A 24,114-nucleotide genomic window follows, 5' to 3' on the forward strand; every position below is an offset into this window, starting at 1 on the left:
CGAATTTTCAATGTCCGGTATTTCACTTTGTCTTGAGTCCTGCAAGCGCCAAACCGAGCGCCGTTTCGCTGAGCATATAGAGCGACGCATTCTCCGTGTAGACGAGCATGCACTCGATGCGCTTGCCGGGATAGAGCGGCGACAGGATCTCACGATAGATCGCAAGCTGCGCCTTATGCGCAAAGGGGATCGCCTCTTCGCTCGCCGGCGGCACCCGGTTGGTCTTGTAGTCGAGAATGACGACGCGGTCGGCAAGCACGGCAAGCCGGTCGATGCGGCCGGAAACCGCATAGCGCCTGCCGTCCAGCGTCAGCGTTCCCATGATCGAGACTTCGGGTCGCGCCTGCTCGCCGAGCACGGGCCGCAGATCTTCCTCATCCAATAGTTTCAGAACCGAATCAACCAGTTTGCGCCGTTCGGCGTCCGGCCAGAACCGGGCCGCCCGCTCGGCATAGCGCTCCGCCGCGTCGGGCCGTTCCGCAGCCGCAATGTCGGGAAGCGCCTGCAGCATGCGATGGATCAGTCTGCCTTTCTCCAGCGACCGATCGCTGCGCGCCTTCTCGCCGAACAGCGGCGAGGTGACGAGCAGGCTGCCTTCGTCTTCATCGACGATCGTGCCGGCCCCGGAAGGGCTGAGCGGCCGCGGCAGCTCGGCCTGCGGCGGCAGAGGCCGCAACAGGTCCTCCGGCAGGGTTTCCTCGTTTTCGTGGTGCTGGCTGCGGTCGAGACGTTCGAAGCTCAGTTCGACGCGCGGCACGCGCCATCTGGTGCCCTGCCACTCGCCGTCCGGGCCGGAGAATGCGGCGTTTTCCACATAGGGATGATCTTCGTGCAGCGCCGCCGAAATCATCATATGCCAGGTGTCGTTATTGGCGCGCACACCGCGATAGCCGCAGACGACGAGGCGATCGGCAGCGCGCGTCATGGCGACATAGAGCAGCCGGCGATATTCTTCTTCCGCCAGCTTCTGAATACGCGCCGCATCGCTCTGCGTCAGCGAGTTGGCGAGGTCGGAAGCAGGAACCCAGACCGGCATCGGCGGCTCGCCGGACTTCGATTCGATCAGCCGAAGCTTCGGCAGATGGGTATGCGTAAAGGCTTTCGAACCGCCGTCGACGAGAAAGACGATCGGCGCTTCCAGACCCTTGGACGCATGCACGGTCATGATCCTGACCTCGTTGCGCCCCTTGTCCTGCTCGCGCTTCACCTCCGGCGCCTCGAGTTCCAGGGTCGAGATGAAGGATTGCAGGCCGGGAAGGCCGGATGTTTCGTGGTCGAGGGTAAACGTCAGAAACTCGTCGAGAATATCGCTGACCTCGGTGCCGAGACGTGCCAGGAATTGCCGCCGCCCGCCATGGCTGCTCAGCACACGCGCATAGAAATCATGCACCGACAGGCTTTTCGACTGGCGCAGGAAGAGCTCCAGCTTCTCGAACGCGGTACGGAAACGTTCCGTGCCATCAGTGGCGAATTTCTTGAGATGGTTCCAGACGCTCTCATTGTCGCTCCGCAGGGCGGCGAGCGCGAAGATATCGTCCTCCGAGAGATCGAAAAGCGGGCTCTTGAGCACGGCGGCAAGCGAGAGATCGTCCTCAGGCAGAAGCAGGAAGCGGCCGAGCGCCAGCAGATCCTGCACGGCGATATGGCTGGTCAGCACCAGCCTGTCGGCGCCGGCGACGGGGATATCGCCGCGGCGTTTCAGCGCGCGCGTCAGCGCATTGACGAAGGCGTCGCGCTTGCGCACCAGCACGAGGATGTCGCCGGCTTCGATGAGGCGCTCCCTGCCTTTTTCGACGATCGTCTCGCGGCCGACGAGCGCGCCGATCGAATGGGCGATCCGCCGCGCCAGGATTGCGGCGGGCGCGCTTTCCGGCGTCGCGTCGAAGGGCGCCGTCCAGTCCTCTTCCTTCACAACGACTTCAGGGGCGACCATTTCCCAGAGATCGACGGCACCGGGATGGCCGATGCGGCTGGAACGATGCACGACCGGTTCGCCGACCGCGCTGAGGCCGCGGGCATTGTCGGGCGACGTGAAGATCTGGTCGACGGCTTCGAGCACGTCGGCGGTCGAGCGGAAGGAAAGCGGCAGCCGGATCGAGGAAAAGCTCTGGCCGCTGTCGGAAACGCGCCGGCGCGTCCGGTCGCTCTCTTCCGAGAACCGTTCGGGCCGCGCGCCCTGGAAGGAATAGATCGACTGTTTCTCGTCGCCGACGGCAAAGAGCGTGCGCACGACCGGCCGGGCGCTTTCGCCGGAGAAGAAATCCTCGGCGAGCGACTGGATGACGCTCCATTGGATCGGGCTGGTATCCTGCGCCTCGTCGACCAGGATATGGTCGATACCCCGGTCGAGTTTGTAATGGATCCAGGGACCGACGCCGCTTTTCGTCAACAGGTCGGCGGTCCTGGTGATCAGGTCCTCGAAATCGAGCTGGCTGCGCTGCTTCTTGAGTTCCTCGTAGTCATGATTCAGCCGGTCGGCGAGCACAAGTGCGGCATGGGTGGCGCCGTACATCCGCATCATTTTCAGCCGGTCACGGCTTGCCGCGACATGCGCGCGGGCAGCAGCAATGGCATCGGCCAGCTGCGGCGCTTCGGCAAGCATGGCCTTGACGAAGAATTGCGAATCCGCCTTTGGCTCGCCCTTTGCCGCCGTCAGGAAGATCTTTTCGAGCATCTCCGCGCGTTTCGTGTCGTCGCGCTCACGTCCGGCCAGCCTGAGGCCGTAAGCAACCTCCTGCGCCTTCGCACCGCCCTTCTGGTCGGCAAGCGAGAGATAAAGCTCCAGCGTGCCGCCCGAAAGCTCCGGCAGCGGCCAATATTGCGCCGCGATCCCTCTTTCCGTGTCGTCGGCGGCAAGGCCAAGCCTCTCGCGCAGCACCATCTCCACGCCGCCTTGCTGTTCGGCCGTCGCGGTGAAACGGCGGATGGCATTACGGTTGGCGACGATGTCGCCGAGCAGATTCTCAAGGCCGGATTCGTCGCCGAGATTGAGCACATAGGCAAATGCCTCGGCAAGCGTGCTGTCTCCCGCCGGCGCGGTCGCCGTCAGCAAGGCGCGGCGCGCATCGGAAAGCAGTGCCGCCGCCGCGCGATCGTCGAGAACCGAGAAATGCCCGGCGACATTGGCCTCCAGCGGGAACTGATGCAGCAGCGCCTCGCAAAAGGCGTGGATCGTCTGGATCTTCAGCCCGCCCGGCGTCTCCAGCGCCTTGGCAAACAGCCGCCGGGCCTCGGCGAGCTTGATCCTGTCGGGTGCTGCACCCTCGATCTGGCTGATCCGCCGGCTGAGGTCTTCATCGTCGAGCACCACCCATTCCGCCAGCCGCTCGAAGACGCGGTTCGACATTTCCGACGCCGCCGCCTTCGTATAGGTGAGGCAGAGAATGGCCGAAGGCCGCGCCCCGGCAAGCAGAAGCCGGATGACGCGCTGCGTCAGAACGTGGGTTTTGCCGGATCCGGCATTGGCCGAGACCCAGGCCGAACGCGCCGGGTCGGAGGCGATCGCCTGCTGGATCGTCGTCCAGCCGATCCAGGCGCCCGGTTCGTCGCTGTCGGGAAGGTCGGTCGTTTCATTCATCGCCGCCGCCTTCCTCGTTTTCGGCCGTCGACCATTCGGAGACGCGGGCGAGATGATCGTAGTCTCCGCCGAAATCGAATTGCTGCGCCGGAATGAGCCGCGAGGTGAAGCCTTTTTCGCCGGATTGCAGCAACCCCACGAATTTGACCAGCTGATCGATCGATTCCTCGGCCAGATCCATTGCCGATTTTGCCTTGTCGCTGCGCGCCGAGCTCTCGTTATTGACGGTATCGACCAGAAAACGCCGTCCCGGCCGCAGGCGGACATAGAGCAGATCCTGCGGCACGAGGCTGCCGGCATCGCGGAAGGCGCCTGCGCTGAGCGCTGCCGCCTCGAGAGCAAGCTGTGGATCGAGAAGCGCGCGCGCCTGCGCCGGCGAAGGATTGTAGCCGGTCTTGTAGTCGATGATATCGGCGCCGTTCGGTCCCACTATGTCGATACGGTCCGCAACACCGTTGAGCCGGATATTGATCGGCTCCAGCTCGACGCCGCCCCGCACCTCCGTCAGCGTCTTGCGAATGCCCGGCCGCCGGTCGGCTTCCCATGCGAGGAAGGCGCGGGCCACCTCACGGAAGCGTGGCCGCCACACGGCGTCGATATGCGGCGGCAGCCTCTCCATGTCGAAAAGCTCGGAAAGGATGCGCTCCATCGCCGCAACCGCCTCCGGCGTGCCGGCGGCATGCGCCTCGCGGATGAACCGGTCGATGATCTTGTGATAGAGCGTGCCGCGTTCGGCCGCTCCCGGCTCGCGATTGAACGCATCGACGGGGTCGAGCCGCAGGACACGGCGGGCATAGATCGCATAGGGATCGCGGCGCAGCCGGCCGACTTCGCTGAAGGAATAGGATTTCGGCTGCAGCGCCAGCGGCGGTTTCGGCGAGGGCCGCTGCGCGGGTGCTTGCACTTCGCCCCGGTCGATGAGGCCCGCCCATTGCAGGAACCGGTTGCCGCGGCCTTTCAATTCCGCTTCGAACGGCTCTCCGCCGAGCGCCAATAACCGCTGCAGCCAGCGCGAGGCGACTGTCGGCGTCGAACCCTGGCGCAGCGCTCTCGAATAGATCAGGTGCCGCGTGCCGTTCGCCATCTCGAAATCATGCGCCAGCTGACCGATGCGCCGTTCCGGTGGCTCCAGGCCGATTTCCGTCTTCATCATGCGTGGGATGAAGGGATTGTTGGCGGTCTGCCCGGGCCAGGAGCCTTCATTGAGGCCACCCAGGATCATCGTGTCGACGCTCTGCAGGCGGGCTTCCAGCGTGCCGAAGACGAAGAGCCGGGGATGGCTGAGCGCCCGTGGCTTCACCGCATGGCCGGCGGCAAGGGCCGCCATGATGTCGATCCATTGCGGTCCGTCGGCTTCCATCTGGCCGTCGGTGTCGATGACCTCACCGAGCAAGGCGGCGAGCGCATCGCCCGCTTCGTTGGACCAGAGATCGGCGAGATTGCCTTTCGGATCCACCGCGACGGATTCGAGGCAACGGCCGGTGCGCTCCGCCCAGTCGGACAAGGTGAAGCTTGCCGTCCGGCCGCGATCTTCCGGCCGGTGCCGCATCAGCGCCGAAGCCAGAGGTTCCGTTGCCCTTTGAACCCGGCGCGCGAGCTCGTATGCGGCGTCGGCTGCTTCGGGCGGAAGCGTCTTTCGCCATTGCGGCGCGTGCCTGTCCAGGGCCTGTTCGGCAAGCTGATGGGCGAGCAGTGGTTCGAGCGCACCGATATCTACCTCGGCCACGCCGCCGCGCAGCGCCAGCAGCTCGAGCGCCTCGGTGGCCGAAATCAACGCGTCGCGCTCAAGCCCGAAACGGGCGAGGGGGTGTTTGAGCAGCGAGACGATCGCCACCGGATCGCCCGGCCGCAGCGACGCCTCCAGCAGCAATTGCAGCAGGGTGCCCTGCGGCGTGGCGGAAAGCGGCGTGCCGGCCGAATCGTCGGCCAGGATGCCGAAGCGGGAAAGCTCCGCCATTACCCGGCGGGCGAGATTGCGGTCCGGCGTGATGAGTGCCGCCCGGCTTTCACCGTCCTGCCCAGGCCTTTCCAGCGCCAGCCGGAGCGCAATGGCAATCGCGGTCGCTTCCTCGCGCTCGTTGGCGGCTTCGATCAGCGACACATCGGCGAAGGCCGAGGACAGGGCGCCGTCAGGCAGATCGTTTTTCCATGCCCCCCAGTCGCTGGTCGCCTCGGCTGGGCTGAGCGCACGTGACAGGATTTCTGCGCGCCGGTCGAGATCGGCTTCCGGCCTGTCGAGAAGCGCGATGTCGGCGCGCGTGAGCTTCAGCCGCTTCAGCAGCGACGACAGGCCATATTGCGGATGGCTGCGGCTTGCGGGGTTGGCATGTTGTCCGGGCGCCGGTTCCGGCGCGACCATCGGCCAGTGGCGATCCGGCATGGAGAGATCGAGGCCCGGCAGCACGATCACGCCTTCGGGCAGATTGGCGACGGCGGCGATGAGATCGGCGGTGGCGGGAACGGAGCCCGTCGAACCCGCGATGATGATTGGCCCGGCAGGCGTCATCGTCGAAATCCTGTTCGCTTCGGCTCGGAGGATGGCGTTCCTGTGCCGTGCCGGCGAGGATTTGCCGAGCTCGGAAAGCCGCTCCGGCCAGAATGCGCTGGCGATCTGCAGGAATTCCGCCGTCAGCTGCCACCAGGCCGCATAGTCGCCGGTGTCGAGCTTCGACAGTTCCGACCAGTCGAGGTCCTCGGTCTCGATGGAATCGATCAGCTCCGCGAGATTGCGGGCAAGCCAGATCGCATCCGCCGGGCTTGCCGGCGCAACGAGCGGCGAATCCGAATGAATGTGGCGGACGATCTCCGGCAGCTTGTTTCGCCAGGCAAGGATGAGGCGGGCAAGCTCCAGCAGGCGGGCGGTGTTCGACAGCGGCTGGGCGAGGTCGATGGTCGCCGGCAGCGCTTCGTCGAAATAACCGCTATCGTCATCGGTTTCGCCGAGCGGACGGATGACGGGAAGGATCGCCGAGCGGCCGCCGAGCAGATCGACGAATTCCGAGCGCAGCACGCGGACCGCGCGCCGGGTCGGCAGGTAGATCGTCACCCCCGCGAGCGACAGCGGATCGTCGGCGTCGTGCCGGAAGAGAGGCGTCAGCCGGCCGTCGCACAGTGTCGCCGCCAGGGTTTTCAGGAAGGAAAGGCCCGCCGGGATCGTCAGAATGCGTGGCTGGTGCCGCTCCGCCATGAGCTCACGCGAACGCCCGCAACCTGCGGATCGTTTCCTCCGCTTCGCCGATCGCCTCCGGTGTTCCCACAGTCAGCCAATGGCCTTCGAGAACCATGCCGAACAGCCGGCCGCGCGCGATCGCCTTGTCGAAATAGATATTGAGGTTGAAGGCATCCTTCGGCGCGTCGTCGAACAGCGCCGGGTTCATGACGATCGCCCCGGCATAGACGACGGGATTGGACGGATCGTCGCGATACCGGGTCAGCTGGCCGTCCGCGGCAAGGCTGAAATCGTTCTTGCCGTTATGACCGGTCGTATCCTCGATCCTGACGCAGAGCAGCGCCATGTCCATGCGCGCGGCATCGAAGAATCCGGCTAAACGCTGCAGATTCGTCGGCCGCCCTGGCTTTTCGCCGATCCAGAAGAGATCGGCATTCATGACGAAGAGGTTGTCACGGCCAAGCAGCGTCAGGCCCTTGGCCAGCCCGCCGCCGGAATTCATCAGCGCTTCCCGCTCGTCGGATATGACGATGTCGAGGCCGCGATATTTCCCGAGATGATCGAGCATCTGGCCGGCATGGTGGTGGACGTTGACGACGGCCCGTTCGACGCCGGCAGCAACCAGCGAATCCAGCGCATAGTCGATCATCGGCTTGCCGTCGATCTTCACCAGCGGCTTCGGGATCGTGTCGGTGATCGGGCGCATGCGGGTCCCGAGACCCGCGGCCAGTACCATGGCTTGTCTGATCGTCATGCTGATCCGGAACTTATGATTCGCTCTCGCCTATTCCAGCCCTTGCGCACCAATCGCGCAAGGGGGCAAGCGCCTCATGCTCGAGCGCGACCCGGAGATAGGCAAGTGTTCGCGGCATGTGCTTGAGATAGCCGGATTTGCCGTCACGCTGCAAGAGCCGCACCCAGAGACCGGCAAGCTTGCAATTGCGCTGCGCCGACATGATGGCCCAGGCCTTCATGAATCCCGCTTCGTCGAAGCCCGCCTGCGCGCGGCGGATCTTGAGGTAGTCGTCCATCAGCTGCCTGAAAAGATCCGGCTCGATGGTAACGCGGGCATCCTGGACGATGGAGGCAAGGTCATAGGCGGTCGGCCCGATCATCGAATCCTGGAAGTCGATGATGCCGATCCTGCGGATGCCGCTCTCATGCTCGCGCCAGATGATATTCGGCGAATGGAAGTCGCGAAGCAGCAGATTGGTCTCAGCCGATTTCAGCTCGTCGATCAGATCGTCCCAGATCGCAAGATATTCCTCGCGCTCGGCATCCGTCGGCGGCGTGCCGCGCTTCCAGGCAATATGCCAGTCGAGCACCAGCCGCACTTCCATCTTCATCGCCGTGCGGTCGAAATCGGGAATGTGGTGCGTATGTGTGGCCGAAACCGGGATATCCCTCGGAATCTGCATGGAATGAAGATGCGCGAGGCAGGCGACGCTTTGCCGGTAACGCTCGGCGATCGGCCGCCCCGCATCATCGAGCACGCCCTCGCTGCCGAGGTCCTCGATCAGCAGGATGCCCTTGTTATAATCGACCTTGTAGATCTCCGGCGCGGCAAAGCCGCGTTCGCGCAATGCATTGGCGATCGCCACGAAAGGATAGGCGTTTTCCGCGAGATGGGCGACTTTGGGGTAAGGCTTGCCGTCCAGAACCGGCGGCCCGTCCGGAAGCGGCGGCCAGTCCATCAGGATCTTGCGTTCGCCCTTCTTGGGGTAGACGGATTCATAGGCGCGCAGCGACGCATCGCCGATCAGAAACCGCCGCCTGGCCTCGCCATAGCCGGCATCGGCAAGGAAGCTGCGGATATCAAGCACGCGGCGGATGCGGGCCGCGGTTTTCTCAGCCGCCGTAATCGTCGCGCGGCGGCCGGCGCCTTCATGGTCGAGCCGCAGCGAGATGCGCGTTTCAGGCAATTCGCCCTCGGCCATCTCGGGCCATTCGACCAGGCAGATGCCGTTCTGCAGCGCTTCGTCGAAGCCGAGTTCCGTCAGTTCGGCCGGATCGCCCAGCCGGTAGAGATCGAAGTGCGAAACGGGGATTCGGAGATCGTAGGATTGCACCAGCGTGAAGGTCGGGCTTGGAACTTCCAGACCCTCGTCATCGGCCATGGCGCGCAGGATGGCGCGTGCGAGCGAGGATTTTCCGGCGCCGAGATCGCCCGAGAGCGCCAGGCAATCGCCGGCCTTCAGGGCGAGCGCCAGATCTTCGCCGAAGCGAATGGTGGCCGCCTCGTCCTTCAGGAAAAGCGAGATGGCGTCCCCGGTCGTCATTCGGCGGCGGCGGAATGCGGGATATCGACCGAGGGGATGCGGCAGACGACGGTTGTGCCCTTGCCCGGCTCGCTGTCGATCGTCACGTCGCCATGATGCAGGCTAACGAAACTGTCGACGATCGAGAGGCCGAGGCCGGCGCCGCCGCGTTTGCCGCTTTTTGCTCCCGTCGCAAAGCGGTCGAAGACGGTCGCGATCATGTCGGGCGAAATGCCGGGGCCGTGATCCCTGACGGAGAAGACGAAATCCGTGCCTTCGCGGCGGCATTCCAGCGAGATCGAAGTGCCCTCGGGCGAGAAATTAGCGGCATTGGAAAGCAGCTTCAGCAGAATCTGTTTCAGCCGCTGCGGATCGGCGACGATCGAACCGAGATAGGCCGGCGCGGTGATTTCGAGCGCCACGCCGCTCTCGTGAAGGCGATCGGCGATCTGCATCGACACGTCGTCGAGCAGGTCGTTGAGATCGATCTCCGCGTAGTTCAGCCGCATGATGCCGGCATCGACGGTCGCCAGGTCGAGAATATCGTTGACGAGTGTCAGGAGAACCGAGGACGAGGTCGAGATGTGGTCGATATATTCGGCCTGCCGGTCGTTCAGCGGCCCGACGCCCTGCGTGCGCAGCAGGTCGGTAAAGCCGATGATATTCGTCAGCGGCGAGCGCAGCTCGTAGGACACGTGCTGCACGAAGTCGTTCTTCAGCTCGTCGGCCTTGCGCAGCGCTTCGTTCTTCTCGGTCAGCGCCCTCTCGGCGCGCACGCTGTCCGTCATGTTGACGAAGGTCAGCATGGTCTGCGCATTCGGCAGCGGGATGACGGCGTAATCGAGCACGAGACCGGAGAAGAGTTCCAGCGTGCCCTGGCCCGAGCGGCGTTCGTCGTCGAAACTGGTGATCAGTTCGGCAAAGGTCTTCCAGCCGTCCGGCCGGTCGTAGGATGGCGCGCAGGCTTCGCCGAGCGCGCGGATATGGGTACCGGGCTTGGCCTCGGCTTCGGTGATCCCCCAGAGCGCCCGGAAGGCCGGGTTCGACAAGCGGATGCGACCATCGGGGCCGAACACCGCCACACCTTCGGAGAGGTGGTCGATGGTTTCGCCCTGCACCTTGACCAGCGTGTTGTAGCGGGTTTCGAGGTCGACCTGTTCGGTCAGGTTTTCGAACACCCAGGTGGCGCCGCCCTGCGGATGGGCGGTCGCAAAGACGCGCAGCGTCTGCCCGTTCGGCAGGTGCCAGAGATCGGATTGCGTATCGAGCGCACGGTAGACGGAAAGGGCTGCTTCCTTCCAGCTTTTCCAATTGAGCTGGTCCGGCAGCTTCTTGGCCGCGCGCAGCCGCTCGAGCAGCTCGCTATTGTCGGGCCGGCCTTCGAGGAAGGCGATATCCAGCTCCCAGAGGGCGACGAAGGCCTGGTTGTAGAATTGCAGCCTGCGGTCGCCGTCGAAAATGGCGACCGGGGTCGCCAGATGGTCGAGCGTTTCGGCGTGGCTCTTCAGCGTCCGTTCCAGCTCGGCGCGCACCGCTTCTATGTCGGAAACGTCGACTGCGATGCCGGCCGAGCCGCCGGGAACCTTGACGTCGACGACGTCGAAGAATGTGCGGTTGCCGTGCACCACCGTCGAGATCGTGTCGTGGAAGGGCGATTCCGGCGTCGTCGTCGCGCGGATGCGTTCACGCGCCACGGTCGTCAGCATCTCGCGGCCTTCATTGATCGCCTGCTGTGGCGTGCGTGCCTCGACCGCCTCGCCGTAAGCCTGGTTGACCCAGGTCAGCCGGCCCGCCGGGTCGCGCTGCCAGGCCGGCATGTCGATTGCGTCGAGCATCGTCTGGAAGGCCGAGATCGAGGTCATCAGCCGGTCGCGCTCGATCCTGAGCTCTGCGAGCTCGGCGCGCAGATTGTTGAGCGCCACGAAGCGAACGAAGGCGCGCCCGCCGGAAACCCGGCCCTGCGCCTCGAGGACTTCGTCGCGAATGGTTTCGACCACCATGTCGAAGCTCTGCGCGCCGTCACGGAGCCGATCGATCGCCTTTTCCAGGTCGGAGGCCGAGCGTGATTTCAGCCACAGGCCGAAGGCCAGGAACTCGCCGTCCTGCGGCGCGCCGGTCTCCGGCGGAAGCTGGCCGAGAAGCTCAGGGCGCGTATTGCCGTCCCAGATGACGATCCGCCGGTTCTTGTCGGCAATCAGCGCCTGGTATTGCGAAATGCGCTGCTGTGCATCGGAAAGCGCCGAGCGGATTTCCCGGCTCTCGCTTTCCAGATTGCCGCGCTGGCGCACGAGCCACAGCGTCGAAAGCAGCGCTGCCGATATGACGCCGATGACGACGGAAACGCCGACCACCTGCGAGGATGTGAAGAGGTGAGCCGAGGCCGCCGCCTGCTGCTCGGTCTGTGCCAGAACCGGCCGCGCCAGCGCGGCAAGCGCCGTGCCGGCCGCGCAGGTTTTCAGGAAGCGCGCCAATGATCCATGCTCTTGCTTTGCGGCCTCGTGTGCCGTCGCAGATTTATATCCTTGGCCTGCCGTGAGCGGGCGGCGACCGACGCGAGCGCCGTCATCCGCCTGACCGGGCAGGCTGTTTTTCATTTCCGACATCCGCGGTATGTCTCCGTCCTTCAATGTGCCGCATTACGACAAGACATCCCATTTTCGGGGCGGACGGATCGGGTCCGGCGCCACGAATCAAGTCTTAAAACAATACTTCGGAAGGGAATCGGCGGGAAGGGAGCGTCCAAAAAATAAGCCGCGGCATTTGTCAATGCCGCGGCTTCTACATCTTGTGGATATTGATGATGAGATCAATATCTGTAGTGGTCGGACTTGAACGGGCCCTGCGGCTTCACGCCGATATAGGCAGCCTGCTCTTCGCTGAGCTGGGTAAGCTTCACGCCGAGCTTGTCGAGATGCAGGCGCGCGACCTTCTCGTCGAGATGCTTCGGCAGGATGTAGACCTTGTTCTCGTACTGGCCGGGCTTGGTGAAAAGCTCGATCTGCGCCAGCGTCTGGTTGGTGAAGGACGCCGACATGACGAAGGAGGGATGGCCCGTCGCATTGCCGAGGTTGAGCAGGCGGCCTTCGGAGAGAAGGATGATGCGGTTGCCCTTGGGGAATTCGATCAGGTCGACCTGCGGCTTGACGTTCGTCCACTTGAGATTACGCAGCGCAGCAACTTCGATTTCATTGTCGAAGTGGCCGATATTGCCGACGATCGCCATGTCCTTCATCTCCCGCATGTGGTCGATGCGGATGACGTCCTTGTTGCCTGTCGTGGTGATGAAGATATCGGCCGAGGAAACGACGTCCTCGAGCAGAACCACTTCGTAACCGTCCATGGCAGCCTGCAGGGCGCAGATCGGATCGGCTTCGGTGACCTTGACGCGGGCGCCGGCGCCGGAGAGCGAAGCGGCAGAACCCTTGCCGACGTCGCCGTAACCGCAGACGACGGCGACCTTGCCGGCCATCATGACGTCGGTGCCGCGGCGGATACCGTCGACCAGCGATTCCTTGCAGCCGTACTTGTTGTCGAACTTCGACTTGGTGACGGAATCGTTGACGTTGATTGCCGGGAAGGGCAGCAGGCCCTTCTGGCTGAGCTGATAGAGGCGGTTGACGCCGGTCGTGGTTTCCTCGGTGACGCCCTTGATGGCGTCGCGCTGCTTGGTGAACCAGCCCGGAGAAGCGGCAAGGCGCTTCTTGATCTGGGCGAAGAGGATTTCCTCTTCTTCGGAATGCGGGTTGGAGAGCACGTCCTCGCCGGCTTCGGCGCGGGCGCCGAGCAGGATGTACATGGTGGCGTCGCCGCCATCATCGAGGATCATGTTGGAAAGGCCGCCATCGGCCCACTGGAAGATCTTGTCGGTATAGACCCAGTAATCCTCGAGCGACTCGCCCTTGATGGCGAAGACCGGAACGCCGGCAGCGGCGATCGCGGCAGCGGCATGATCCTGCGTCGAGAAGATGTTGCAGGAAGCCCAGCGGACTTCGGCGCCGAGCGCCACCAGCGTCTCGATCAGCACGGCCGTCTGAATGGTCATGTGGAGCGAGCCGGTGATGCGCGCGCCCTTCAGCGGCTTTGCCTGGCCGAATTCGGCGCGGCAGGACATCAGGCCCGGCATTTCGGTTTCGGCGATCGTAATTTCCTTGCGGCCGAAATCCGCAAGCCCGATATCGGCGACGACATAATCTTTTTCAGTGCTCATAGAGGTCTCCAGGCTGAAAAACGTCTCAAAAATTGGCGCAGGCGCACGCAAGCGCACGGCATGCCCGCCGTTTATCAGGCTTCGCACGGGATGGCAATAAGGATATAAAGAAGTCTTTATATGTTTATATGAACTCGGTGGAGTTCACATTTCTTCGCCGAACTTGTTCTGGATCAGCTGATCCAGCGCCTCCAGCGCTTCGGCGGCCTGGCTGCCGCTCGCCGAGACGACGACGCTTGAGCCGGGGCTGGCCGCAAGCATCATGAGGCCCATGATCGACGTGCCGCCGACCGTCATTCCATCCTTGGAAACGGTGATGGCGGCATCGAAATTCTCGACCATCTGCACGAATTTGGCGGAGGCGCGCGCGTGAAGACCGCGCTTGTTGATGATGAGGAGTTCCCGGGAAAGCGACGTCATGAAGGCCCGTTATTTTCCGCTGAGCACACGGCTCGCGACATTGATATATTTCCGCCCGGCTTCGGAAGCCTCCACCAGCGCCTTCTCCATGTTGTTCTCGCCGCGCACGCCGGCGAGCTTGATGAGCATCGGCAGGTTCACGCCGGCAATGACCTCGGTATGGCCGCTGCTCATGACCGATATGGCGAGATTGGACGGCGTACCGCCGAACATGTCGGTCAGGATGACGACGCCATGGCCGTCGTCTGCACCGGAAACGGCTGCCAGAATGTCCTGCCGCCTCTGGTCCATGTCGTCTTCGGGGCCAATACAGACCGTCTCGATGAATTTCTGAGGACCGACGACGTGCTCGACAGCATGACGAAACTCTTCAGCCAGCTTGCCATGAGTGACAAGCACAAGTCCGATCATGATATTACTGCTCCCATATCCGCAAACGGTGGCTGAGATATCGCAATGCAGCAATTACGTCCACCGGTGGCGGCACATCTTGGCTATGAAAAGCCGAAGTGCAAGATAAAAATGCAAATATATAAGGCGGATTGATCAATCCGGAAGCCTTCAGCCCCCGATATCCGGCGCTTTCGCCATCAGGACCGCGAGCGGCGAGGGAACGTTTGTGAGCAACCGCAATGCGGGAAACGAAAAACCGGGGGCGAGACTGACGATTTCGCCCTCGGGAGGGACGCGGTTTTCACCTGACGCGCTGCCGGGCAGGACGGCATAATGCATGATTGCCTGCGGGACGTGATCCTGCCGGACGATGCCGGTGCCGCGAAGCTCGATCAGCCCGGCGATCGACGGCGGGCATGAGGCAATTACCGAGCCGGTCTCTTCCGAGAGAAGGACCTGGTCGTCTGCGACCAGCGCCGTGAAGAGGCCGAGCCGGCGGGCCTCGGTCATGCAGGTAAAGGCCAGCATCGATTTCCCCCAGCCGGAAGGCCCGCTGAACAGGAGCCCCGTCCTGCCCACGACGATCGCCGTCGCATGGATGTTGGGAGCCTCGCTCATGCGGCGGCGTCGAGCGGCAGGGCGAGGATGAAGCGCGCGCCGAGGATGCGTCCGTTCTCGCCGTCGGTGATGTTTTCCGCTCGCAGCGAACCGCCATGGGCTTCGGCGATCTGCCGGCTGATCGATAGGCCCAGGCCGGAATTCTGGCCAAAACCCTCCGATTCCGGGCGGTCCGTATAAAAGCGCTCGAAGATGCGGTCGATATTCTCGGCCTGGATCCCGGGGCCGTTGTCCTCGATGGTGGTGACGCAGCGCGAGCGTGTCCGCACCAGCCGCACGGTGATCTTGCCGCCCTTCTCAGGCACGAAGGAGCGGGCATTTTCGATCAGGTTCGTTATGATCTGGCCGATGCGCAGGTCGTGGCCGTTGACGACGAAGCGCGTCTTGATGTTCGGCTTGCGCTCGATCGCATATTCGATCTCCACCTGCTTCTTGCTACCCCTGATCTGGCGGGACACGTCGATCAGGTCGCGCAGCAGCACCTCCATGTCGACGGAGCCGGCATCGACGCGCGCAAGTTCGGCATCGAGGCGCGAGGCGTCGGAAATATCGCTGATCAGGCGGTCGAGACGGCGCACATCGTGCTGGATGACGTCGAGCAGCCGTTTCTTGGAATCTTCGGATTTGGCGAGCGGCAGCGTTTCGACGGCGCTGCGCAGCGAGGTCAGCGGGTTCTTGAGCTCGTGGCTGACATCGGCCGCAAAGCTCTCGATCGCGTCGATGCGGTCGTAGAGAGCCGTCGTCATCTCGCGCAGGGCGATGGAAAGATTGCCGATTTCATCCTGGCGGGCGGAGAAGTCAGGGATCTCCTCGCGCGTTTTGGCGCCGCGGCGCACCCGGATGGCCGCCGCCGAAAGGCGGCGCAGCGGATTGGCGATGGTCGACGACAGCACCAGCGAAAGCAGCACGTTGACGAGCGTCGCCACGCCGAACACCCGCATGATGGCGAGCCGTTCGGCATGGACGATATTGTCGATGTCGCCAGCCTGCGTCGACAACAGCAGCACGCCGAGCACGGCGCGGAAGCGCTGGATCGGCACGGCGACGGAAACGATGAGCTCGCCTTTTTCCGTGGTGCGCACGACCGCGCCGCGCACGCCGGTCAGGGCGTTCATCACCTCGGGATAGATCGAACCGTCGCCGCCCGGCGCTTCCTTATAGAGCGGCAGATTTCCGGGCTGCAGCGCCTTGTTGAACAGCGTCGCGAACCAATCGCTCCAGGTCTGCTTCTCTTCCTCGACCGGCGGTAGGTCGAAGCGCAGCACCTGGCCGCGCGAATAGAGGTGACGCGAATCGAGCAGCAGATTGGCGTCGGCATCGAAGATGCGCGCGCGCGTGCGCGTCGGAGAGATCAGCCGGCGCAGGACCGGGGCGACCTTCTCCGGATCGATCGGGAATTCGAGATCCTCGTCGTTCGGCACCGGCGTGATGCTCTGGCCGGCCTGCAGCTCCAGCAGCTTCTGCGGATCGATGGTGATCGAGTTCGTATCGACCGACGCGGAGGCGGAGACGGCGCCGGCGATGATCTCGCCCTGCGTCAGCAGGCTTTCGGCGCGGGCGTCGATCAAGCCTTCGCGAAACTGGTTGAGATAGAGGATGCCGCCGACGAGCACCACCAGCGCGACCAGATTGAAGAACAGGATGCGCCGCGTCAGGCTCGAAAACACGGCGTTGCCGAAGATGCGGCGGATCAGCGTGAAGGGATGCGACCAACGGCGGCCACGGACGCGACGGGTGCTCACGCCCTCCGCATCGTCCAGATCCCTTTCCTGCACCAACTGTGCCAATGACAGGCCCTTTCAAAGGGCGGGGCCGGATGAACCGGCCCGCAGCCCTGAACTTTCTCTCGCGCCGCGCCGGCTGGGCTCAGGCTGCTTCGCGGAAGCGATATCCCACTCCGTAGAGCGTTTCAATCATATCAAAATCGGTATCGACCATCTTGAATTTCTTGCGCAGCCTCTTGATGTGGCTGTCGATGGTCCGGTCGTCGACATAAACCTGTTCGTCATAGGCGGCATCCATCAGCGCATCGCGGCTTTTCACGACGCCCGGGCGCTGCGCCAGCGAATGCAAAATCAGGAACTCGGTCACCGTCAGCGTCACGGCCTCACCCTTCCAGGTGCAGGTATGGCGCTCCTGGTCCATGACCAACTGCCCACGCTCCAGCGAGCGGGCCTGCTGCACGGCGCCGGCCTTCGGTGCGCCGCTCGGGCTCGTGCCGCCGGCAGCCGCGGCTTCGCGGCTCGAGGCGCGGCGCAGGACGGCGCGCACGCGCTCCACCAGAAGGCGCTGCGAGAAAGGTTTGGTGATGAAATCGTCCGCGCCCATCTTCAGGCCGAAGAGTTCGTCGATCTCCTCATCCTTGGACGTGAGGAAGATGACCGGAATATCCGATTTCTGCCGCAGACGGCGCAACAGTTCCATGCCGTCCATGCGCGGCATCTTGATATCGAAGATCGCAAGCTGCGGCGGACGCGCCAGAAGGCCGTCGAGCGCCGAGGCACCGTCCGTATAGGTCTCGACCTTATATCCTTCGGCCTCCAGTGCGATCGACACCGAGGTGAGGATGTTGCGGTCGTCGTCAACGAGCGCGATTGTCGGCATGGTGTTGGTCTCCATCATCGGTGCGCAATCTCCCGGATTTTCGTCGTCCCCAGGCGGTCTCAGTGACCGGATGCGCTTATGGAGGATAAAGGTGGAACAAATTGTGGCAAAGATAAAGGGGAGGATTGTCTTAAAATTCGCCGGCAACCCCAAGTCGTGCATACAAATGTTGCAACGCGGTGCATTCAAACGATTTAAAAATAACGGCGGAAATTTAAATCGATTAATTATTTGATATTACTGAATTTTCTCAATTTTGGTCTCTTGTCTTTTAAAATTTCTCCCCGTATTTTCGCGCTTAGTTTTAACGGCAACGAGCCTGAGCAAAGGGAACTAGCCATGGAAAAGTTCGGAGTTCATAACCCGGCAACGGAGCTTGCAACGGTTGGATTGGGCGGCGCAGCCAGCGTTCGCTATAACTTTTCCGCCGCCGCGCTCTATGAGGAATCGATCCGCCGGGGTGAAGCCGAACTGACCGCTCAGGGCGCGCTCCGGGCTCTCACCGGCCAGCACACCGGCCGTTCGCCGCGCGACAAGTTCGTCGTTCGCGACGCCAATACCGATGGCGAAATCTGGTGGGACAACAACAAGCCGCTCTCGCCGGAGCATTTCGCCTTGCTGCGCGCCGATATGCTGGCGCATGCCGCGGGCAAGGACCTTTTCGTTCAGGACCTCGTCGGCGGCGCCGAGGAAGGCCATGCCCTGCCGACCCGTGTCGTCACCGAGTTCGCCTGGCATTCGCTGTTCATCCGCAATCTGCTGATCCGCCCGGAGACGGCGGCGCTCGCCACCTTCGTGCCGAAGCTGACGATCATCGACCTGCCGAGCTTCAAGGCCGATCCGGCCCGCCACGGCTGCCGCACGGAAACCGTGATCGCCTGCGATCTCACCAACGGCCTCGTACTTATCGGCGGCACATCCTATGCCGGCGAAATGAAGAAGTCGGTCTTCACCGTGCTTAACTACCTGCTGCCGGCCAAGGGCGTGATGCCGATGCACTGCTCGGCCAATGTCGGCCCGGATGGCGATGCGGCAGTCTTCTTCGGCCTTTCCGGCACCGGTAAGACGACGCTTTCGGCCGATCCGGCACGCACGCTGATCGGCGATGACGAGCACGGCTGGAGCGAAAACGGCATCTTCAATTTCGAAGGCGGCTGCTACGCCAAGACCATCCGTCTTTCGGCCGAGGCCGAGCCGGAGATCTACGCGACGACCCAGCGCTTCGGCACCGTGCTCGAAAACGTCGTCCTCAACGAACGCCGCGAGCCGAATTTCGACGACGGTTCGCTGACGGAAAACACCCGCTGCGCCTATCCGATGCATTTCATCCCGAACGCCTCGGAAACCGGCCGCGCCGGCCATCCGAAGACGATCATCATGCTGACGGCCGATGCCTTCGGCGTCATGCCGCCGATCGCGCGCTTGACGCCCGATCAGGCCATGTATCACTTCCTCTCCGGCTACACCGCCAAGGTGGCCGGCACCGAAAAGGGTGTCGTCGAGCCGGAAGCGACCTTCTCCACCTGCTTCGGCGCGCCCTTCATGCCGCGGCATCCGGCCGAATACGGCAACCTGCTGAAGGATCTGATCAGCCGCCACGGCGTCAACTGCTGGCTGGTCAATACCGGCTGGACCGGCGGCGCCTACGGCACCGGCAAGCGCATGCCGATTAAGGCGACGCGCGCGCTTCTCGCCGCCGCGCTGAGCGGCGAACTCGGCCAGGTCGAATTCCGTGCGGATCCGAACTTCGGCTTCGCCGTGCCGGTTTCCGTCAACGGGGTCGACGGCGGCATTCTCGATCCGCGCTCGACCTGGGCCGACAAGACAGCCTATGACGCCCAGGCCGAAAAGCTGGTCTCGATGTTCATCGCCAACTTCGCCAAGTTCGAGGACCACGTCGATGGCGGCGTCCGCGATGCGGCTCCCGGCGTGAAGGTCGCAGCCGAATAAGAAGAGCCTGTCTTAAAACAAAGACTCTGACTCACGTGAAACCCGGCGTCGAAGGATTGCCGGGTTTTGCTTGTGAAGCCGATGTTTTCAATTGACGGCTGATATGAGATAGAACGCCGCATGGCCAGCGACGCGCTCTATATCGATGACAGGATCACCATCGCCGGATGGGAGCTGACGGAACAGTTCGTTCTGGCGGGCGGCCCGGGCGGGCAGAACGTCAACAAGGTCTCGACCGCGGTCCAGCTGTTCTTCAACATCCCGAACTCGCCTTCCCTCAATGATCGCGTCAAGGCCAATGCCATCAAGCTTGCCGGCCGACGCATATCGAAGGAGGGCGTGCTGATGATCGAGGCGAGCCGCTTTCGCAGCCAGGACCGCAACCGCGAGGATGCGCGCGAGCGGCTGAAGGAACTGATTCTGGAGGCCGCCAAGCCGCCGCCGCCGCCGCGCAAGAAGACCAAGCCGACCAAAGGGTCGGTCGAGCGGCGCCTGAAAGAAAAATCCGGCCGCTCCGAAGTCAAGAAAATGCGCGGCCGTCCCGGCGGCGGCGAATGACATGCCCGGTATGCTGAACGGCATCCGCCATCTCCCCGGCTATCTCGACCGGGCGCGTCAGGAAGAATTGGTCGAAGTGATCCGCGCCGTCGTCGCCGAGGCGCCGCTTTTCGTGCCCGTCATGCCCGGCACCGGCAAGCCGATGTCGGTCAGGATGACCAATTGCGGGCCGCTCGGCTGGGTAACGGACAAGGAACGCGGCTATCGCTATCAGCCGACACATCCGGCAACCGGCAAGCCCTGGCCCGATCTGCCGCAGCGCCTGCTCGACATCTGGAACGATGTCTCGGGCTACGGGAAGCCGCCGGAAGCCTGCCTCGTCAATTTCTATTCCGACGATGCCCGCATGGGCCTGCATCAGGATAAGGACGAGAGGGATTTGCAGGCGCCCGTCGTTTCGATCTCGCTCGGCAACAGCTGCCTCTTCCGCGTCGGCGGCCTCAGCCGTAACGATCGCACGCTATCTTTCAAGCTGTCGAGCGGCGATCTGGTCGTCCTCGGCGGTGAGGGGAGGCTCTGTTTCCATGGCGTCGACCGCATCCATCCGGCGACGTCGACGCTGCTGAAGAATGGCGGCCGCATCAATCTGACGCTGCGCCGCGTCAATCCTTGAAATCAATCGCCTTCTAAAGCACGTCGCGATCTTTCAGATTCGTTCCCCGTGCTTCAGGTCTTTATTTTCTCGCGTGTCGTTATCGCAAAACCGCGCACACTTTTGCGCGACACGCTCTATAGTTTCCGCAGCGCGACCTGTTCGATCAGGTGATCCTTGCCCTTTTTCAGGATCAGATCGGCGCGCGGCCGCGTCGGCAGGATGTTCTGCCGCAGGTTCTTCAGGTTGATGTTCGTCCAGAGATCCTCGGCAATTTCGAGCGCCTCCGCATCGGTGATCGACGCATAGCGATGGAAATAGGAATTGGGATCGCGGAAGGCGGTTTCGCGCAGCCGCATGAAGCGGGTCACGTACCAGTTGTGGATCTGGCTTTCCGCAGCATCGATATAGATCGAGAAATCGAAGAAGTCGGAAACCATCGGCACGATCTTGCCGTCGGCCGGCAGGTCGCGCGACTGCAGCACGTTGATGCCTTCGAAGATCAGGATGTCGGGCCGGTCGACGATCTTGTATTCGTCCGGCAGCACGTCATAGACGAGGTGCGAATAACAGGGCGCCCTCACATCCGGCTGCCCCGCCTTGATCGCGGAGAGGAAGCGCAGGATCGCGCCGGTGTCGTAGCTCTCCGGGAAGCCCTTGCGCTGCATCAGCTTTTCCCGCTGCAGCATGGCGTTCGGGTGCAGGAAGCCGTCGGTGGTGATCAGATCGACCTTCGGGCTGGAGGGCCAGCGCCCGAGGAGCTCCTTCAGGATACGGGCGGTGGTCGATTTTCCCACGGCGACCGAGCCGGCGATGCCGATGACGAAGGGCGTCTTCGTCACATCCGACATGCTGAGGAAGCGGTTGCGCTGGTTGAAAAGCATCTGCGAGGATTCGACATGCGACGACAGCAGGCGCGACAGCGAAAGATAGATCCGCCGGACCTCGTCGAGATCGATCGGGTCGCCCATGGAGCGCAGTCGCTTGACCTCGTCGCTGGTCAGCGTCAGCGGCGTGTCCGCTCGAAATTTCGCCCATTGCTCGGAAGAGAAGAAATGGTAGGGCGAATAGGATTCCGACTGGAAGTGATCCAACGTTTCCGGCACCCCGATAATCTCAGTCGCGATACTCATGAACTCTGCCGGCTGGCCTTTTCCTTGAGGCCGGACTGCGCGGTTCTGCGCTCGAGTTCGGCCATGACATTCTCTAACGGTATTTCAGCAATCCGCAATACGACCAAGAGATGATAGAGCACGTCGGCGGCTTCATAGGTCAGATTGTCGCGGTCATCGGTCACCGCCGCCATCACCGCTTCGATTGCCTCTTCGCCTAGCTTCTTTGCCGCCTTCGGCTGGCCGGCGGCCACAAGCTTGGCTGTCCAGGATTGATCCGGCGAGGCTTTCGACCGCTCTGCGACGATCCTTTCGAGATCGGAAAGGGAAAATCCGCTCATATCTGCGCTTTCAAGGTTCAGTCGAGACGCATGTCGATGCCGCACTTCGCCATATAATGCTTGGCTTCGCCGACGGAATAGGTGCCGAAGTGGAAGATCGAGGCGGCGAGCACCGCATTGGCATGGCCTTCCTTCACGCCGGCGACGAGATCGTCGAGATCGCCGACGCCGCCGGAGGCGATGACCGGCACGCGCACCGAATCGGCGATCGCCCGCGTCAGTTCCAGATCGTAGCCGACCTTGGTGCCGTCGCGGTCCATCGAGGTGACCAGCAGTTCGCCGGCGCCGCGCGCCACCATTTTCTGGGCAAATTCGATGGCGTCGATGCCGGTCGCGTTGCGGCCGCCATGCGTATAGATTTCCCAGGCGCTAAGATTGTCGCCGCCGACCGCCTGCGTGCGCCGGCGCTTGGCATCGATCGAGACGACGATGCACTGGTCGCCGAACTTGTCGGCCGCCTCGGCGACGAAATCAGGATTGCTGACGGCCGCCGAATTGATCGAGACCTTGTCGGCGCCGCAAAGAAGGAGCTTGCGGATATCGGCGATGGTGCGCACGCCGCCGCCAACCGTCAGCGGCATGAAGCACTGGTCGGCCGTGCGCGACACGACGTCGAAGATCGTCTCGCGATTGTCCGAAGACGCGGTGATGTCGAGGAAGCAGAGTTCATCGGCGCCGGCCGCGTCATAGGCTTTCGCCGCCTCGACGGGGTCGCCGGCATCGACGAGATTGAGGAAGTTGACGCCCTTGACGACGCGGCCGTCCTTGACGTCGAGGCAGGGGATGACACGGGCCTTAAGGGTCATTACGCAGTCTCCTTGGCCCTGCTGGCCTTGATCAGCGCCAGCGCTTCCGCCGGATCGATCCGGCCGTCGTAAAGCGCACGGCCCGAGATCGCTCCTTCGAGCTTCTGTGCGTCGGGCTGCAGCATGCGCTCGATGTCTTCGATGGAGGCAAGGCCGCCCGAAGCGATGACGGGGATGGAGACGGCGTCGGCAAGCTCCAGCGTCGACGCCCAGTTGATACCGGTCAGGATCCCGTCGCGGTCGATATCGGTGTAGATGATCGCGGCAACGCCAGCGCCCTCGAATTTCCTGGCGAGCTCGATGATGCCGAGTTCGGAAGCTTCAGCCCAACCCTCGACGGCTACCTTGCCGCCCTTGGCATCGATGCCGACGGCGACGCGGCCGGGAAATTTCCGGCAGGCCTCGATGACCAGCTCAGGATTTCTGACCGCGACAGTGCCGAGAATGACGCGGCGCAGGCCGCGCGACAGCCAGGCTTCGATATGATCGAGCGTGCGGATGCCGCCACCGAGCTGCACCGGATTCTTGGTCGCCTTCAGGATCGCCTCGACGGCATCGCCATTGGCCGAATGTCCCGCAAAGGCGCCGTCGAGATCGACCACGTGCAGCCATTCGAAACCCTGGTCTTCGAAGGATTTCGCCTGGGCGGCCGGATCGGTGTTGTAGACCGTCGCCTGCTGCATGTCGCCGAGCTTCAGGCGGACGCATTGGCCGCCCTTCAGGTCGATCGCGGGAAAAAGGATCATGTCGTCTTACGTCCGTAAAGTGGTCGGTACCATCAGCGCATTCCACGCATCTACGATATCCGAGCGAAAAAAGACAGCGGCAATGGTGGCCGCGCCGAAAAGCAGAAGAAGGAGCAGGGCGACCGTGAAACCGGAACGCACCTGACGCCAGAAGCCCAGCCGCTTCTTCATCGATTTTTGGATGTCGCGCACTTCGCGCAGCGCCTCGCTGTTGACGGCGGCGAGCCGGATTTCCGGCTCCATCGCTTCGACATAGGTTTCGGCATAGCTCGAAAGGATCTGCGAGGCGCGGTCGCGCAGCGTATTGCGCAGGTCGGTCGAGAGATAATTGCTGCTGACGGCGGCAAGTTCCGCCTCATTGGGCGAGCGGCCGGCATTGCGCTTGCGGTAGCTGAGCACGAAATCGCGCTTCTGCCGCTCGTAAAGTGCGTAAGCGAGCAAGCCGATCAGGTCGTCCTCGCCTTCGATATAGAATTCCAGCACGGCCTCGGTGATGTCGCCGGCATTGATGCCGTTGGCGCGCAGCTGCGAATTCTCGTTGCCGGCAAGGAATTCGTGGATCATCGGTCCAGCCTTTCTTTCAACGCCTTGGCCGCATTGGAAAGCGCTCTTTTGTGGATGGCCACATCGACGCGGCGAATGATCGTCCCGTCGGGAAACCGGATATCCGAGAAGGGCGGCAGCCCCTCGCGAACGGGCTTCAGCATGTAGAACACCTTGCCTGATTTCCGCGAAGCCGGCATCGAGCGAACTCCTGTTCCGC

The 24,114-nt window shown here is 63.0% G+C and carries 20 protein-coding genes; 3 read left to right on the forward strand and 17 right to left on the reverse strand.

The genetic code is table 11. The features are described 5' to 3' along the window. Positions 1–22: 22 nt before the first annotated feature. From addA to CO670_RS20140, 11 genes are all read right to left on the reverse strand, one after another. Positions 23–3,577 (reverse strand): double-strand break repair helicase AddA, encoded by a 3,555-nt coding sequence (gene addA, locus CO670_RS20090; RefSeq protein WP_097591868.1) that lies wholly within the window; start codon positions 3,575–3,577, stop codon positions 23–25. Beyond that, positions 3,570–6,764 carry a double-strand break repair protein AddB gene (gene addB, locus CO670_RS20095; protein WP_097591869.1) on the reverse strand — a complete coding sequence of 1,065 codons (3,195 nt, stop codon included), beginning with the start codon at positions 6,762–6,764 and terminating at the stop codon, positions 3,570–3,572. Before addB ends, addA begins: the two co-directional genes overlap by 8 nt. 4 nt (positions 6,765–6,768) lie before the next feature. Then, complete coding sequence (locus CO670_RS20100; RefSeq protein ID WP_097591870.1) at positions 6,769–7,500, reverse strand: nucleotidyltransferase family protein; 732 nt, start codon at positions 7,498–7,500, stop codon at positions 6,769–6,771. A 13-nt stretch (positions 7,501–7,513) separates the two neighbouring features. After that, positions 7,514–9,025 (reverse strand): tRNA (adenosine(37)-N6)-threonylcarbamoyltransferase complex ATPase subunit type 1 TsaE, encoded by a 1,512-nt coding sequence (gene tsaE, locus CO670_RS20105; protein WP_097591871.1) that lies wholly within the window; start codon positions 9,023–9,025, stop codon positions 7,514–7,516. Then, positions 9,022–11,607 (reverse strand): PAS domain-containing sensor histidine kinase, encoded by a 2,586-nt coding sequence (locus CO670_RS20110; RefSeq protein ID WP_097591872.1) that lies wholly within the window; start codon positions 11,605–11,607, stop codon positions 9,022–9,024. Before CO670_RS20110 ends, tsaE begins: the two co-directional genes overlap by 4 nt. A 203-nt stretch (positions 11,608–11,810) precedes the next feature. Then, a complete protein-coding gene (gene ahcY, locus CO670_RS20115; RefSeq protein WP_097591873.1) occupies positions 11,811–13,211 on the reverse strand; it encodes an adenosylhomocysteinase in 1,401 nt (466 codons plus the stop codon). A 144-nt stretch (positions 13,212–13,355) separates the two neighbouring features. Continuing rightward, entirely contained in the window at positions 13,356–13,631 is a 276-nt protein-coding gene (locus CO670_RS20120; RefSeq protein WP_097591874.1) for an HPr family phosphocarrier protein, read from the reverse strand. Between the two features lie 9 nt (positions 13,632–13,640). Continuing rightward, complete coding sequence (locus CO670_RS20125; RefSeq protein WP_088675366.1) at positions 13,641–14,042, reverse strand: PTS sugar transporter subunit IIA; 402 nt, start codon at positions 14,040–14,042, stop codon at positions 13,641–13,643. A gap of 150 nt (positions 14,043–14,192) precedes the next feature. Then, positions 14,193–14,642: a serine/threonine protein kinase gene (locus CO670_RS20130; RefSeq protein ID WP_097591875.1), complete on the reverse strand. Its 450-nt coding sequence runs from the start codon at positions 14,640–14,642 to the stop codon at positions 14,193–14,195. Next, positions 14,639–16,429, reverse strand: a complete 1,791-nt coding sequence (locus tag CO670_RS20135; protein ID WP_097591876.1) for a sensor histidine kinase — start codon at positions 16,427–16,429, stop codon at positions 14,639–14,641. Before CO670_RS20135 ends, CO670_RS20130 begins: the two co-directional genes overlap by 4 nt. Positions 16,430–16,508: 79 nt before the next feature. Then, on the reverse strand, positions 16,509–17,246 hold the full coding sequence (locus tag CO670_RS20140; protein WP_189636746.1) for a response regulator transcription factor: 738 nt from the start codon (positions 17,244–17,246) through the stop codon (positions 16,509–16,511). A gap of 339 nt (positions 17,247–17,585) precedes the next feature. Between CO670_RS20140 and CO670_RS20145 the strand changes: the two genes are divergently transcribed. The 3 genes from CO670_RS20145 to CO670_RS20155 all read left to right on the forward strand — a co-directional run bounded on the left by CO670_RS20145 (position 17,586) and on the right by CO670_RS20155 (position 20,367). After that, positions 17,586–19,196 carry a phosphoenolpyruvate carboxykinase gene (locus CO670_RS20145; protein ID WP_097591877.1) on the forward strand — a complete coding sequence of 537 codons (1,611 nt, stop codon included), beginning with the start codon at positions 17,586–17,588 and terminating at the stop codon, positions 19,194–19,196. Positions 19,197–19,316: 120 nt separating this feature from the next. After that, the gene (arfB, locus tag CO670_RS20150) at positions 19,317–19,754 is read left to right on the forward strand and encodes an alternative ribosome rescue aminoacyl-tRNA hydrolase ArfB (protein WP_097591878.1); all 438 of its coding nucleotides are present in this window, start codon (positions 19,317–19,319) and stop codon (positions 19,752–19,754) included. 1 nt (position 19,755) lies between these two features. Then, on the forward strand, positions 19,756–20,367 hold the full coding sequence (locus CO670_RS20155; protein ID WP_097591879.1) for an alpha-ketoglutarate-dependent dioxygenase AlkB: 612 nt from the start codon (positions 19,756–19,758) through the stop codon (positions 20,365–20,367). Positions 20,368–20,483: 116 nt separating this feature from the next. On the opposite strand, the gene coaA is transcribed toward CO670_RS20155, so the two are convergent. From coaA to CO670_RS20185, 6 genes are read right to left on the reverse strand one after another with little or no spacing between them, the layout of a single operon-like run. Continuing rightward, positions 20,484–21,479: a type I pantothenate kinase gene (coaA, locus tag CO670_RS20160; RefSeq protein WP_097591880.1), complete on the reverse strand. Its 996-nt coding sequence runs from the start codon at positions 21,477–21,479 to the stop codon at positions 20,484–20,486. Further along, positions 21,476–21,799 carry a phosphoribosyl-ATP diphosphatase gene (locus tag CO670_RS20165; protein ID WP_088675358.1) on the reverse strand — a complete coding sequence of 108 codons (324 nt, stop codon included), beginning with the start codon at positions 21,797–21,799 and terminating at the stop codon, positions 21,476–21,478. Before CO670_RS20165 ends, coaA begins: the two co-directional genes overlap by 4 nt. A gap of 17 nt (positions 21,800–21,816) precedes the next feature. Then, entirely contained in the window at positions 21,817–22,605 is a 789-nt protein-coding gene (hisF, locus tag CO670_RS20170) for an imidazole glycerol phosphate synthase subunit HisF (protein ID WP_088689013.1), read from the reverse strand. After that, positions 22,605–23,351, reverse strand: a complete 747-nt coding sequence (gene hisA, locus CO670_RS20175; RefSeq protein ID WP_097591881.1) for a 1-(5-phosphoribosyl)-5-[(5-phosphoribosylamino)methylideneamino]imidazole-4-carboxamide isomerase — start codon at positions 23,349–23,351, stop codon at positions 22,605–22,607. Before hisA ends, hisF begins: the two co-directional genes overlap by 1 nt. Positions 23,352–23,357: 6 nt before the next feature. Next, complete coding sequence (locus CO670_RS20180; RefSeq protein WP_097591882.1) at positions 23,358–23,915, reverse strand: hypothetical protein; 558 nt, start codon at positions 23,913–23,915, stop codon at positions 23,358–23,360. Further along, complete coding sequence (locus CO670_RS20185) at positions 23,912–24,094, reverse strand: hypothetical protein (RefSeq protein ID WP_097591883.1); 183 nt, start codon at positions 24,092–24,094, stop codon at positions 23,912–23,914. Before CO670_RS20185 ends, CO670_RS20180 begins: the two co-directional genes overlap by 4 nt. Between the last annotated feature and the right edge of the window lie 20 nt (positions 24,095–24,114).

Origin of the sequence: Rhizobium sp. J15 (assembly GCF_002531825.1) — a bacterium.
Lineage (GTDB): Bacteria > Pseudomonadota > Alphaproteobacteria > Rhizobiales > Rhizobiaceae > Rhizobium.

What these genes read in the sequence shown, in the direction of transcription:
- CO670_RS20185 (WP_097591883.1), bottom strand. Translation starts at nt 24,094, where the DNA reads ATGCCGGCTTCGCGGAAATCAGGCAAGGTGTTCTACATGCTGAAGCCC.
- CO670_RS20110 (WP_097591872.1), bottom strand. Translation starts at nt 11,607, where the DNA reads ATGTCGGAAATGAAAAACAGCCTGCCCGGTCAGGCGGATGACGGCGCT.
- addA (WP_097591868.1), bottom strand. Translation starts at nt 3,577, where the DNA reads ATGAATGAAACGACCGACCTTCCCGACAGCGACGAACCGGGCGCCTGG.
- CO670_RS20120 (WP_097591874.1), bottom strand. Translation starts at nt 13,631, where the DNA reads ATGACGTCGCTTTCCCGGGAACTCCTCATCATCAACAAGCGCGGTCTT.
- CO670_RS20130 (WP_097591875.1), bottom strand. Translation starts at nt 14,642, where the DNA reads ATGAGCGAGGCTCCCAACATCCATGCGACGGCGATCGTCGTGGGCAGG.
- tsaE (WP_097591871.1), bottom strand. Translation starts at nt 9,025, where the DNA reads ATGACGACCGGGGACGCCATCTCGCTTTTCCTGAAGGACGAGGCGGCC.
- arfB (WP_097591878.1), top strand. Translation starts at nt 19,317, where the DNA reads ATGGCCAGCGACGCGCTCTATATCGATGACAGGATCACCATCGCCGGA.
- CO670_RS20145 (WP_097591877.1), top strand. Translation starts at nt 17,586, where the DNA reads ATGGAAAAGTTCGGAGTTCATAACCCGGCAACGGAGCTTGCAACGGTT.
- ahcY (WP_097591873.1), bottom strand. Translation starts at nt 13,211, where the DNA reads ATGAGCACTGAAAAAGATTATGTCGTCGCCGATATCGGGCTTGCGGAT.
- addB (WP_097591869.1), bottom strand. Translation starts at nt 6,764, where the DNA reads ATGGCGGAGCGGCACCAGCCACGCATTCTGACGATCCCGGCGGGCCTT.
- hisA (WP_097591881.1), bottom strand. Translation starts at nt 23,351, where the DNA reads ATGATCCTTTTTCCCGCGATCGACCTGAAGGGCGGCCAATGCGTCCGC.
- CO670_RS20155 (WP_097591879.1), top strand. Translation starts at nt 19,756, where the DNA reads ATGCCCGGTATGCTGAACGGCATCCGCCATCTCCCCGGCTATCTCGAC.
- CO670_RS20180 (WP_097591882.1), bottom strand. Translation starts at nt 23,915, where the DNA reads ATGATCCACGAATTCCTTGCCGGCAACGAGAATTCGCAGCTGCGCGCC.
- coaA (WP_097591880.1), bottom strand. Translation starts at nt 21,479, where the DNA reads ATGAGTATCGCGACTGAGATTATCGGGGTGCCGGAAACGTTGGATCAC.
- CO670_RS20100 (WP_097591870.1), bottom strand. Translation starts at nt 7,500, where the DNA reads ATGACGATCAGACAAGCCATGGTACTGGCCGCGGGTCTCGGGACCCGC.
- CO670_RS20125 (WP_088675366.1), bottom strand. Translation starts at nt 14,042, where the DNA reads ATGATCGGACTTGTGCTTGTCACTCATGGCAAGCTGGCTGAAGAGTTT.
- hisF (WP_088689013.1), bottom strand. Translation starts at nt 22,605, where the DNA reads ATGACCCTTAAGGCCCGTGTCATCCCCTGCCTCGACGTCAAGGACGGC.
- CO670_RS20165 (WP_088675358.1), bottom strand. Translation starts at nt 21,799, where the DNA reads ATGAGCGGATTTTCCCTTTCCGATCTCGAAAGGATCGTCGCAGAGCGG.
- CO670_RS20140 (WP_189636746.1), bottom strand. Translation starts at nt 17,246, where the DNA reads ATGCCGACAATCGCGCTCGTTGACGACGACCGCAACATCCTCACCTCG.